The 12461-nt window shown below is 38.1% G+C and carries 9 protein-coding genes and 1 pseudogene; 2 read left to right on the top strand and 8 right to left on the bottom strand.

The features are described from left to right. Nucleotides 1-129: 129 nt before the first annotated feature. Complete coding sequence (gene mutM / locus ACFQU5_RS15745) at nucleotides 130-933, bottom strand: bifunctional DNA-formamidopyrimidine glycosylase/DNA-(apurinic or apyrimidinic site) lyase (protein WP_390289805.1); 804 nt, start codon at nucleotides 931-933, stop codon at nucleotides 130-132. Nucleotides 934-1524: 591 nt separating this feature from the next. On the opposite strand from mutM, the gene ACFQU5_RS15750 reads away from it, so the two are divergent. Continuing rightward, on the top strand, nucleotides 1525-3060 hold the full coding sequence (locus ACFQU5_RS15750) for a CehA/McbA family metallohydrolase domain-containing protein (protein ID WP_390289808.1): 1536 nt from the start codon (nucleotides 1525-1527) through the stop codon (nucleotides 3058-3060). Nucleotides 3061-3157: 97 nt separating this feature from the next. Then, nucleotides 3158-4213, top strand: coding sequence for a HupE/UreJ family protein (locus ACFQU5_RS15755; protein WP_390289811.1), 1056 nt, complete (start codon nucleotides 3158-3160; stop codon nucleotides 4211-4213). A gap of 122 nt (nucleotides 4214-4335) precedes the next feature. On the opposite strand, the gene ACFQU5_RS15760 is transcribed toward ACFQU5_RS15755, so the two are convergent. The 7 genes and pseudogenes from ACFQU5_RS15760 to gatC all read right to left on the bottom strand — a co-directional run bounded on the left by ACFQU5_RS15760 (nucleotide 4336) and on the right by gatC (nucleotide 12322). Continuing rightward, nucleotides 4336-5187, bottom strand: a complete 852-nt coding sequence (locus ACFQU5_RS15760) for a DegV family protein (RefSeq protein ID WP_390289814.1) — start codon at nucleotides 5185-5187, stop codon at nucleotides 4336-4338. Nucleotides 5188-5559: 372 nt separating this feature from the next. Beyond that, a complete protein-coding gene (gene rlmD / locus ACFQU5_RS15765) occupies nucleotides 5560-6921 on the bottom strand; it encodes a 23S rRNA (uracil(1939)-C(5))-methyltransferase RlmD (protein WP_390289817.1) in 1362 nt (453 codons plus the stop codon). Nucleotides 6922-7406: 485 nt separating this feature from the next. Further along, a pseudogene (locus ACFQU5_RS15770) lies at nucleotides 7407-8272 on the bottom strand (diacylglycerol kinase family lipid kinase). 113 nt (nucleotides 8273-8385) lie between these two features. Further along, nucleotides 8386-8949, bottom strand: a complete 564-nt coding sequence (locus tag ACFQU5_RS15775; RefSeq protein ID WP_390289821.1) for a thioredoxin family protein — start codon at nucleotides 8947-8949, stop codon at nucleotides 8386-8388. A 141-nt stretch (nucleotides 8950-9090) separates the two neighbouring features. Further along, on the bottom strand, nucleotides 9091-10536 hold the full coding sequence (gatB, locus tag ACFQU5_RS15780; RefSeq protein ID WP_390289824.1) for an Asp-tRNA(Asn)/Glu-tRNA(Gln) amidotransferase subunit GatB: 1446 nt from the start codon (nucleotides 10534-10536) through the stop codon (nucleotides 9091-9093). A 2-nt stretch (nucleotides 10537-10538) separates the two neighbouring features. Further along, entirely contained in the window at nucleotides 10539-12002 is a 1464-nt protein-coding gene (gene gatA / locus ACFQU5_RS15785) for an Asp-tRNA(Asn)/Glu-tRNA(Gln) amidotransferase subunit GatA (protein WP_390289827.1), read from the bottom strand. A gap of 26 nt (nucleotides 12003-12028) precedes the next feature. Beyond that, nucleotides 12029-12322 (bottom strand): Asp-tRNA(Asn)/Glu-tRNA(Gln) amidotransferase subunit GatC, encoded by a 294-nt coding sequence (gene gatC / locus ACFQU5_RS15790; protein ID WP_390289830.1) that lies wholly within the window; start codon nucleotides 12320-12322, stop codon nucleotides 12029-12031. Nucleotides 12323-12461: the final 139 nt, after the last annotated feature.

Genomic DNA, 12461 nt, shown 5'->3' on the forward strand with positions numbered 1-12461 from the left:
ACTTTGTCCATCAAATATTCTTCTCTCCAAAGTTATCAAGCAATGAACACATTTCATCTGTTATTTCAATTTTATCCATTACCAGCCCCGCGTTGTTCCACCTCCAAGATATAAATCGTTTCAATAGCCTTATTGCTGGCAATTGGGGCAAAAGTAAGTTTTCCGTGATGAAATTTCTTTTTTTATAATGATAGTATCGCAACGAGAACATTCTTTGCCTTCTTTATCGTAAACATAAAATTGGTAGCCTCCTGTTTTTCCATCGCCCTTATATAACGGATTATCCATATAACCACCTTGTTCTATTCCTTTTTTAAGGATAAATTGAATCGAATGATAAAGCCTGGTTAATTGTTGATCGGCTAGCTCATTGATTTTTTTATCAGGGCGAATCTCTGCATGCCAAAGAATCTCATCAGAATACCCATTCCCTATTCCGGCCAGCACTTCTTGATTGATTAATGTTGTTTTTATCGTTCCTTTTCTTTTTTGCATTAGCTGTTGAAAGGCATCCAATGTAAAATCAGGATGGAGTACTTCAGGTCCCAGTTTTTCTAACTCTTCTTTAACCTCTTCAGGTGATAAAAGATGCAGGTAGCCTAATCGCAGTCCAATGAAATATAAATGCTGTTCCCCAAACGAAAGCTTTACTTGAATGGTCCTGTTTGGTTTATCCTCTTCTTTGCCAAAAAACATCCATCCACCAAGCATTAAGTGTAACAGTAAACATGAATCATCCTGTAGTTGGAAAATTAAATACTTAGCTCTTCTATTAATCGTTTTTATAGCTTGATTTGAAACTTGCGTAGTAAACCGCTCCACTGGTACATTAATAGACTTTTCCCGTCCAATCTCTACATCAGAAATTTTTTGCCCATCTATCAATGACCCCAATAATGTTTTATATGTTTCCATCTCTGGCAATTCAGGCATACTTCCGTCCTCCATTTTACAATCTGTTTTTACAGTATTACCTGCTGGAGGATTATTATGAATAGTGTGGTTAAGGAACGTTACTAAACAATTTAGCCCTGATTAGTTGAAAACACACTCTCCGTAACAAGCAAAAGAACGAATTCCTATATTAAGAATCCGTTCTTGACTAATGTTTATACGATTTCCAACCATGCAACTGCTTCACTGTGCCCAGAGTGTATTTGGCAACACAGAATTTGTTGTTGGGTTTATGTAGTTAAGCAAGATTCCTCTATAGTTTCATCTAGCTTATTCTCATTTATATTTTCTAGTTTGTATTTTCAAGCACTCTGTTTAGTATGCGCCCATAGTTTTTTTCTCCTATCGTAATTGCAATTTCAGTATTCCTATTATAATTATCGATACTTTATCTTCATAGAAAAATTTACTACTATTCTATACGCCCCATTTTAAAATGATGATAATTTATCATTTTATATAAAAAATGCGAAATTTACACTATATTCATATTCTAGTAACCTTATCTATACATTTACTTCCTATAATTCAAACAGTTGGACATCTCACCATTTTAGGAGGAACTTTCAAATGCAAAAAAGAGTAAAAAAAGTAATACCATTAATCGCAACAAGCATTCTTGCCACTGCAGCTTTTTCTACACAAGCTTTTACTACTGATGGAAATAGCCCGACAGTAGCAGCAAAACAATTAACTCAAGAAGAAGTAAAACAAAAGAATAAGACTTGGCTAGCAGGGGATCATCATGTCCATAGTGAATGGAGTGTTGGTTGGGACAACTCTACAAATCCTCCGACACCAATTCAAGGCGGAGATGCTATTTACCCAATAGTGAAAAATGCAGAAAAAGCAACAGAATACGGGCTTGACTGGGTTATGACAACGGATCATGGTGGCCCTAACCATTCAAAGGTAAATTTAGAGCAAGCTTATCCTGAACTATTAAAATCACGTGAAGCATTTCCAGAGCTAATTCAATTCTATGGAATGGAATTTGATACTCCTGCTGCAGACCATAGTACATTGATGATCCCCAAAGTGGATAACGAATCACAAATTCTTTATGATATCGAAAGTCAATTTAATAAACGCGAACCATATCCAAACGATGGTAGCAGGGATACTGAATCTACAATGATTGATGCTTTAAACTATATGTTAACTGAGTTGGATGAGGACGAACAGCCAATTCATATCGCTCACCATCCATCACGTTCAGCAACTGGTGATGGCGAGTGGGGGCAAGATACACCTGAGGAGTTCCGTAATTGGAACGATTTAGCCCCTAATATCTCAATTGGGATGGAAGGTGCTCCGGGCCATCAAGCGGCCGCATTAACTCCTGATGGCGAACTTGATAATGGTGCTCGCGGTTCATATGGCAACTACCCAACAATGGGTGGATTTGATCAAATGGCTGCTAAGGTTGGCGGTCTGTGGGATTCTATGCTTGGTGAAGGAAGACATTGGTGGATTACTGCCACATCCGACTCACATGTCAACTGGCGTGATGGCGGTAGTGACTTCTGGCCTGGCGAATTTTCCAAAACTTATGTAAAAGCTGAAAAAGACTACGATGATATTATGGAAAGTCTTCGCGGCGGAAATGTATTTGTTACTACAGGTGACCTAATTTCTGAACTGGATATGAAAGTTCAAGCAGGTGGGAAATCTCCTTTATTTGCACAATCAAATGGAAATTCAGCAACTTTGGGTGAAACACTTACTTTACCAGGAAAATCCAAGGATGTAACAGTAACGATTCGCATGAAAGATCCAAACGCTGCGAATGCCAATGGGGATAAACCAGAAGTAAAACGCGTTGACTTAATTATGGGAGAAGTTACGGGCGCAGTAGAAGATCGCTCCACTGCGACAAACCCAACTACAAAAGTTGTTGAACGTTTCACGGAAGAAGACTGGACAAAAAATGGAGAATACATTGAAATCACTTATACTTTAGAAAATGTTGAAAAGGACAGCTATATCCGTTTACGTGGTACGAACACAGATCAATTAGAACCAGCAACAGACCCTCGTGGTGAAGACCCATGGACAGATCTTTGGTTCTATTCAAATCCTGTATTTATCAAAACTGATAAGTAATCCAGAAAACAAAAAATAAGACGAGGAGTCACTTCACTCCTTGTCTTTCCATATTTTTAACGCTTGCTAATAATCAATTAAAAACGGAGTAGATTTAATGAAAAAACTATTTTTACTTATTTTGCTAGTACTTTCAATTACCGCTACCGTTCAACTCCCTTCTACATACGCTCATACTAATAATAGTGAAGGTTACTCTCTTATTGAGGTAAATGATCATAATATTAATTATGAACTGAAAGTGGATTTCGCTGAACTCGGGCATGCAATGAATCAAGAATTGGGCAATCAACAGTTATTTAATACTAAAATAGTCCAGAATTATATCAATTCTCGCATCGAACTTTATGCGGATAGCATTAAGATAGAAGGAACAATTGAAAGTTCCGAAGTTGAAACGATTAATAACAAACAGTTTGCTGTCATGAATCTAACTTACGAACTTGGTGATAAACCTCATAAACTGGTACTAAATTATAATATGTTTTTAGATGATTCAGACCCAAGTCATGCTAACTATGCAACGGTTACATTAGATGGTAAACAACAGGAAGAAGTTCTTACCTTTGAATCGAGAGAGCTGGAAATTGGTGAAGTGAATTTCGTTCAATACGTAATACAGTTTCTATTACTTGGATTAAAGCATATCTTTACAGGCTATGATCATATTCTGTTTGTTATCAGCTTATTATTTGGAATAAAGACCTTCAAAAATACTTTCACCCTGGTAACTGCGTTTACGATTGCCCATAGTATCACCTTAGCCCTTGCAACGTTAGATATTGTAGATTTACCAAGTAGATTTGTAGAAGCTGCTATTGCTTTAAGTATAATTTATGTAGCACTTATTAATATTTTTAACCCTGACTCAAAGCATCAGCCATGGCTTGCCCTTGCCTTTGGTCTCGTCCACGGATTTGGTTTTGCAGGAATACTTTCTGAAATGAGACTAGATGCAAGTAACCTAGTCACTTCTCTAATATCTTTCAATATCGGGATTGAAATAGGACAACTTGTTATTGTTGCTATCGTATTCCCTATCCTTCTCTGGCTTAAGACAGTAACTTTCAAACCAGCTAAATGGGTAATTCCGGGAGCTTCAGTAGCAATTTTAGCCTTTGGATTCGTTTGGTTTATTGAAAGAGCTTTTTAATTTCCACGACCGTTTCCTTAAAAAGCATAAAGAACGAATCCTTTCGTCGTCAGGAATTCGTTCTTTTTTGTTATTCCATGCAACTGCTTCACAGTGCAAAAGATGTTTTTTTAAAACTATTTCTAATATTCTATCCCTGCAATCCCAAAGCCTCCAGGTCCAGCATGGGTAGAAATCATTGCACCTGCTTGCATCCATGTTACATTTTGGAAACCTGTTTCTTTTGCAATTTCATCCATTCTTCTTTTAATACTTTCATCAAGTCCTATAGAGTAAATCAAATACAGCTGTTTTCTATCAATGTCGTATTGGTTTAAGTAATCTCGCATAAGTTTTTCAGCAACTGTGCTCATATTCCCACGATACTTTCTAGTTGAAACAAGCTTTCCTTCCTTTAATTCAATGCAGGGCTTTATTTTTAATAATGACCCTCCAATATAAGCAATGTTACTTACCCGTCCACCTGCTCTTAAGAAGTCTAAACTGCCAGGAATGAAAGCCAGCCTTGTTTTAGGAACCACAGATTGTATTTTTTCTATTAAGTGAACATGGCCAATGGAAGGTTCTTCCTCAAGCAGAGTGGCCGCATACATTACGCTTGCAGCTAATCCACCTGTCACGTTTAGCGTATCAATTAAGAAAATATCTTCAAAATCTTCCGCTGCAATTAACGCACTTTGAAAGGAGGCAGATGCTTTTGACGTATAACCAATATGAATAATGATGCTATCAGGATAATCTATTCGTATTTTTGCAAATAAATCATGATACTCATGTACATTCGTTGCGGTTGTAGATGGTATTTTCTTGGTGCGACTATGATATTCAAAAACTTCCTCTACAGATAGCTCACCATCTAAATAATCCTTCCCATCCATAATGACGTGCATCGGTACTACTTGGATTTGATATTTTTCAACCAGGTCTTTCGATAAATCCGCTCCACTCTCTGTCGATAAAATAATCCTTTTCATTGTACATTCCTTCCAATTAACGCAGCCATTCCTGCGTACATATTTATTATGGTTATTCTAAATATACACTAAAAGGAAAAATTATCTATTATAACATTCAGAAAATTCATCCAAGAAATGGGGAATCAAGATTAAACTGGACAAGAATTATTGGGGCTTTTTCTCGAATTCCACAGGTATAGAGGCACACTAAGTTGAATTTGAAGACGTTACTCATGCAATTGAAGATTCAAAAACAGGAATCACAAATTAAACCAATCGGATAAATTGCTAAATAGGTTGAAATATCAACAATAACCCACACAAGCTTACTAGTTTGTGTGGGTTATTATGATAGCTAAAAACCAGAACCAACGAGAATTCTGATATACATTAATTCAATTCCAACCAAGCGACAGCTTCACAATGCGTCGTTTGCGGGAACATGTCCACTGGCTGGATTTCCATTGTTTTGTAGCCGCCATCTTCTAAAATGCGCAAATCGCGAGCGAGTGTAGCAGGGTTACATGACACGTATACTACACGTTTTGGTTTTTGTTCGATGATTGTTGTTAATAATGCTTCGTCGCAGCCTTTACGTGGCGGATCGACTACTAATACGTCTGCCTCTTTGCCATCTGCATACCAGCGTGGGATGACCTCTTCGGCTGGACCAGCTTCAAAGTAGGTGTTGGTGAATCCATTTAATTCCGAATTGCGTTTCGCATCTTCTATTGCTTGCTCGACAATTTCCACACCCATTACGTATTTTGCTTTTTGGGCTAAAAACAATGAAATGGTTCCGATACCACAGTAAGCATCGATCACTCGTTCATTGCCAGTTAGCTGTGCGTAGTCTAGCGCTTGTTTGTACAAGACTTCCGTTTGAACCGGGTTTACTTGATAGAAGGACCGCGCTGAGATTTCAAAGCGTACACCACCAATTGTATCCTCGATAAAGTCTTTACCCCAAAGTGTAACAGTCTCATTTCCAAGAATCACATTAGTTTTTTCAATGTTAATGTTTTGAACTATTGACGTCACATTTGGTACAAGCTTTTGAATTAAGGCAATAGCCTGCTCTTTTTGAGGGAATTTGTGTTTATTTGTGACAAGCACAACCATGACTTCCTCTGTTGCACGACCTTTACGAACGACCACATGGCGGAGCATCCCCTGATGAGATGCTTCGTTATAAGGCTGCAATCCGATTTCCATAAGCTCTTTTTTTAGGTTGGCCATCATCACATCAGCTTCACTCACCTGAATTAAACAACGTTCCATATCCACGATTTCATGAGACTTTGATTTATAAAAACCCGCAATTGGGCCTGTTTCCGTCATTGAAAATGGAATTTGAGACTTGTTTCGGTAATTCCATGGATCCTGCATCCCTTTTACAGGCAGTACAGGCGCATCAATTTTTCCGATTCGCTTCATCACATTGCGAACCATGTTTTCTTTCCATTTTAGCTGTCCTTCATATGATAAATGCTGAACCTGGCAGCCACCACATTCCCCGAAATAAATACAAGGTGCCTTCACTCGGTCCGGCGATTCTTTTATAATGTCTACGATTTTTGCAAATCCATAATTTTTTAATGTCTTTAATACATGAACTTCCACGGTTTCTTCGGGCAATGCGCCTTGGATGAACAAAGGATATCCATCAATTTTTGCAACGCCATTGCCATCATGTGTCAAATCTTCTATATAAACTGTTTTACGATCATTTTTCTTAACTGGTGCTACCATCTTCCGTCCTCCATTTCAGTTACTCTATTGTAGCAAAAATAAAGCCAACTCAACAGTAAGTTGAGTTGGCTTTATTTTCTGCGCCGAAAGCTTGCGGCAGGCGCATAATGACTATTATATGAAACAATCGCCTTATTCAATTCAAATATATATATTCAAAAGATTTTCCACAATCTCAACAGTAAGTTGAGTTGGCTTTATTTTCTGCGCCGAAAGCTTGCGGCAGGCGCACCTTCCACATACGTTTCATCGCCCTCATGAAACGCATCTCAAACAAAATTCACCTCTCACATATGTTTCATCTCTCTTATAACACGTGTCTAGCTTAAAAACCATCATCCAATTGCGTTTTATTTCGCTTATGAAATCCATCTCAAAAAAAATTTGCACTGACTGCACTTTATTCTCTTTTTATGACTACATAAAAAACCCACACAACAGTTAGTCTAGTGCTCTAACTGCCATATGGGTTACAAATCATTTCATTATTCCACTCGGTCCAAATCACGGATATCGTCGATCGGGACGAATACTTCAATATGTCGTTTTAAGTTCGTAAAGGTGACAGGTGCGTCTCCACCGTATTCTCCATCTAGGTTGATGTGGATGTTTTCTTCATCAACTGTTGATGTTACTTTGACCACACTGGCTTTTTGGTAAATCACGTTTGGGTCATTTAGATGTTCTCCGCGTAAAGCCAATGATGCAATTCGAACAAAATCTGCGATATTACATTTTTTTAGAATCATCATGGTGAAGAGACCATCGTTGATGCTTGCGTCAGGAGCAATCTTTTCAAATCCCCCAACCGAATTGGTTAAGCCACATAAGAACATCATCGCTTCTCCTTCGAATACCTCATCATCATATTCGATTCGCATCGTAGTTGCTTTAATCGATGGAATCATCTCAATACCCTTTAAGTAATAAGCAAGTTGTCCTAAAAGGGGTTTCATTTTACTTGGTACTTCGTATGTTAACTCGGTGATTCGANTGTATCGCCTTTTACAATAATATCGATTGCTTCGTCGATTTTTCTAGGAACTCGAATTGCTCGGGCAAAATCGTTTGTTGTTCCCATTGGCACGACACCTAACTTCGGCCTTTTTTCGTAGGGGCTCATCCCAGCTACAACTTCATTTAAAGTACCGTCACCACCAGCTGCAATAATAATATCGAAATCACGTTCAACTGCATGGGCAGCCGCGACTTTAGCATCTCCTTCACAGGTAGTTGCATGACATGATGTTTCATAGCCTGCCGTTTCTAGTTTTTCCAGCACTTCAGGCAGATGCTTCCGGAATAGTTCTCTACCCGACGTTGGATTATAAATGATTCTCGCTCTTTTCATGTCTTTTCCATCCTATACCTTTTATTATGTAAAAACACACTTAGGCGTAAAAAGGTTCCCTTCAATGACAGAAAAACCTATTGAAATTGAAGAGAACTTCACCTAAATCTATATTATGATAACGCTTTTGCAATGACCGTCTTCATATCTTCGTAAACCCATTTAGCACATTGTGGGTCTTTTACATATTTCTCCTGCAAGTTAGTATACATCTCTTTTTGCTTTTCTTCAAATGAAGGATTGTCTTTTTCAGGAAGTTCTGCACGCATATCCATTACTAGTTGTTGTAATTGTTGTGCACGAGGTCCCCATTTCCCAATTACTTCTCCTTGTTCGCTTAAGAAAAGATAAATCGGGATCCCTCGTCCTCCATTTGTTAAATAACGATCGATTAAGTCAGTATCCTCATCACGGAATGCACAACGAATTTCTAAATCCGCTTCTTCGGCAATTTTACGGATGACCGGGTTATTTAACATAGCATCCCCACACCAGTCTTCTGTTATTGCTAAAATGTGAGGTTTATTCGCTTTTAATAATTGAAACACCTCATCTTCTGGATTCACGTTGAAGCTTTCGTAAACCTTAAAGCTTGGCTCTTTTAAGTTTGTAGACATTTGGTCCATATATTCTTCCATTGTCATGGATTCTTCAAAATATTGTTGTTCAGTTTTCATTATGATCCTCCCTTTTCCTTAATAATTCCATTTTGCATCGGATTTAAAAGAATTACAATTTTTCTGTTCGCACTAGAAAAGCCCCTATGAACTAAATTAAATATTTAGCTCACAGAGGCATTTTAAGAACCGTTATGAGTTCTATCTTTTATTAATTTCTTCAAGCAAGATTTTGTTAACCATTGGTGGGTTTGCTTGTCCTTTTGAAGCCTTCATTATTTGGCCTACTAAGAAGCCGATTGCACGGTCTTTCCCGTTTTTAAAGTCTTCAATCGATTGTGGGTTCGCATCTAATACTTCTGTTACTAAGCCAAGTAGAAGAGATGGATCTGAGATTTGAACTAATCCTTTTGCTTTGACGATTTCGTTTGCATCTCCACCATTTTTCACAAGCTCAGTGAATACTTTTTTCGCAATTTTAGATGAAATTGTGCCATCCGCAATAATTTTAACCATACCAGCTAAATTTGCAGGTGTTAATGGTGTATCAGCAAGCTCTTTTTGTTCAGCGTTTAGGTAAGCTGACACATCACCCATTAACCAGTTTGCAGAAAGTTTTGCGTCTGCTCCTTGTGCTACCATTTCATCAAAGAAATCAGAAATTACTTTATTAACAACAAGCACACTTGCATCGTAATTATTTAAGCCAAGTTCTTCAACGTAGCGTTTTTTGCGAGCATCTGGAAGTTCAGGAATTGAAGCTTTTACGCGTTCTAACCATTCATCATCAATATGAAGGTCCACTAAGTCTGGCTCTGGGAAGTAACGGTAATCGTCTGTTCCTTCTTTTACACGCATTAAGATTGTTTTGCCAGTTTTCTCATCAAAACGACGAGTTTCTTGTTTAATTTCTCCGCCGGACATTAAAACTTCTGCTTGGCGTACTTCTTCATACTCAAGACCTTTACGTACAAAGTTGAATGAGTTTAAGTTTTTAAGCTCCGCTTTTGTACCGAATTCTTCTTGACCATAAGGACGGATAGAGATGTTAGCGTCACAACGAAGTGATCCTTCTTCCATACGAACGTCAGAAACACCAGTATATTGAATAATCGCTTTTAACTTTTCAAGATACGCATAAGCTTCTGCCGGTGTGCGGATATCTGGCTCAGAAACGATTTCCACAAGTGGTGTCCCTTGACGGTTAAAGTCAACTAATGAATAGCCATCACCATGTGTTAATTTACCAGCATCTTCTTCCATATGAAGGCGAGTAATGCCGATTTTTTTCGTATAGCCTGGTTGACCCTCTGTAGCTTCGATTTCGATTTCAATCCAACCATTTTCGCCGATTGGTTTATCAAATTGAGAAATTTGATAAGCTTTTGGATTGTCTGGATAGAAATAGTTTTTACGGTCAAATTTTGTTTGTTGGTTGATATCCATGTTAAGTGCAAGTGAAGCTTTCATAGCAAAATCAACAACATTTTTATTTAACACAGGTAATACACCTGGGTAACCAAGGTCAATTACTGTTGTATTTGTATTTGGCTCCGCACCGAAATGATTTGGTGCTGGAGAGAAAATTTTCGAATTTGTTTTTAACTCAACGTGTACTTCTAAACCAATAACTGTTTCAAAGTTCATAATTATTTACCCTCCCAAATTTGAGGAGTTTTTGTATTGAAATCAGTAGCTTGCTCGTAAGCGAAAGCTGTGCGATAAATTGTTTCCTCATCAAAATGTTTTCCGATAATTTGTAAGCCTAATGGCAGTCCGTTATCAAAACCGCAAGGAATTGAAATAGCAGGAACACCCGCAAGGTTAATCGGAATCGTTAAGATGTCGTTCGCGTACATCGTCATTGGATCATCGATATTAGCACCAATTTCGAATGCTGCTGTTGGTGCGGTTGGTCCAATAATAACATCATAGTCTTCGAATACTTTATCGTAATCTTGTTTGATTAACGTACGAGTTTGTTGTGCTTTTTTGTAATAAGCATCGTAAGAACCAGCACTTAGCGAATAAGTACCTAACATGATACGGCGTTTTACTTCATCACCAAAACCTTGTGCACGTGTTTCTTTGTAAAGCTCCATTAAGTTTTTGACACCTTCTGCACGGAAACCGTAACGAATTCCATCAAAACGCGAAAGGTTAGATGAAGCCTCTGAAGATGAAAGAATATAGTAAGCCGCTAAAGCGTATTTCGAGTGAGGAAGTGACACTTCATCAACAGTAGCGCCTAAGCCTTTTAATACTTCAAGTGCTTGCAATACTGAATTTTTCACTTCTTCGTTAACACCTTCACCAAGGTATTCTTTTGGTACCGCAATACGTAAACCTTTAATGTCGCCATTTAACTTAGCCGCATAGTTTGGTACCGGCACGTCTGCCGAAGTAGAGTCGTTAGGGTCTACTCCTGCAATTGCTTCTAAAAGAAGTGCATTATCATAGACGTTTCGTGTGAGTGGCCCAATTTGATCTAGTGAAGAAGCGAATGCTACTAAACCAAAACGAGATACACGACCATATGTTGGTTTCATTCCTACAACACCACAATAAGCTGCTGGTTGACGGATTGAACCACCCGTATCAGACCCTAAAGAGAAAGGTACTTCACCTGCTGCAACTGATGCTGCAGACGCACCTGAAGATCCCCCTGGTACATGATTTAGATTCCATGGATTTTTTGTTGTTTTATATGCAGAGTTTTCATTAGATGAACCCATTGCGAATTCATCCATGTTAAGTTTTCCAACCGTTATCATGCCTGCTTCACGGAGTTTTTTTACTACAGTTGCGTCATAGATTGGCATGAAGCCTTCTAATATTTTAGAAGCACAAGTTGTTTCTAGCCCCTCAGTTACGATGTTGTCTTTCACACCGATAGGTAAACCGAATAGCGGGCCACGTTCTTCAAATGGTACTTGATCCATTTGTGCAGCTTGTTCAGTAGCTTTTTCTTTATTTAAAGCTAAGAAAGCTTGTACATCGTTATCTAGGTTTTCGATACGAGCAAATGCTTCGTTCGTTAAATCAGCGATCTTGAATTCGCCGTTATGTAAGCCTTCTTGTAATTCTTTTGATGATAGTTTGAATAACGTCATAAGGCTACCTCCCTTTGCTCTTGTTTTTAGTCTTCTAAAATTGGTGGTACTTTTACTTGACCGTCCACTTGTTCTTTTACGTTTAGCATCATTGCATTACGATCCAAACCTTTTTGTGCAACGTCTTCACGCATCACATTTACAATTGGTAATACGTGTGATGTTGGTTCCACATTTGTAGTATCCAGTTCATTTAATGTTTGTGCGAAGTCAGTAATTTTCCCTAACTGATCTGCAAATTTTTCTGCCTCTTCATCAGTAATAGCAAGACGAGCTAAATGTGCAACGTGTTTTACTTCTTCTTTTGATAATTTCGCCATGAATTTACACCTCCGATATTCTAAAGCGTGGCAATAATCATTAATTGTACCATCTTTAGTGAAATAAATCATAAATTTGGATAAAAACGCGAACTTTCTTGTCAATATTCGTCACATTAGGTAATGCTTAAATCCCTCT

The organism is Ureibacillus sp. GCM10028918 (assembly GCF_042666115.1).
GTDB lineage: Bacteria > Bacillota > Bacilli > Bacillales_A > Planococcaceae > Ureibacillus.

Bases quoted from the DNA above. Each gene is read 5' to 3' on its own strand.
- mutM (WP_390289805.1), bottom strand. From the start codon at position 933: ATGCCTGAATTGCCAGAGATGGAAACATATAAAACATTATTGGGGTCA.
- ACFQU5_RS15750 (WP_390289808.1), top strand. From the start codon at position 1,525: ATGCAAAAAAGAGTAAAAAAAGTAATACCATTAATCGCAACAAGCATT.
- ACFQU5_RS15755 (WP_390289811.1), top strand. From the start codon at position 3,158: ATGAAAAAACTATTTTTACTTATTTTGCTAGTACTTTCAATTACCGCT.
- ACFQU5_RS15760 (WP_390289814.1), bottom strand. From the start codon at position 5,187: ATGAAAAGGATTATTTTATCGACAGAGAGTGGAGCGGATTTATCGAAA.
- rlmD (WP_390289817.1), bottom strand. From the start codon at position 6,921: ATGGTAGCACCAGTTAAGAAAAATGATCGTAAAACAGTTTATATAGAA.
- ACFQU5_RS15775 (WP_390289821.1), bottom strand. From the start codon at position 8,949: ATGAAAACTGAACAACAATATTTTGAAGAATCCATGACAATGGAAGAA.
- gatB (WP_390289824.1), bottom strand. From the start codon at position 10,536: ATGAACTTTGAAACAGTTATTGGTTTAGAAGTACACGTTGAGTTAAAA.
- gatA (WP_390289827.1), bottom strand. From the start codon at position 12,002: ATGACGTTATTCAAACTATCATCAAAAGAATTACAAGAAGGCTTACAT.
- gatC (WP_390289830.1), bottom strand. From the start codon at position 12,322: ATGGCGAAATTATCAAAAGAAGAAGTAAAACACGTTGCACATTTAGCT.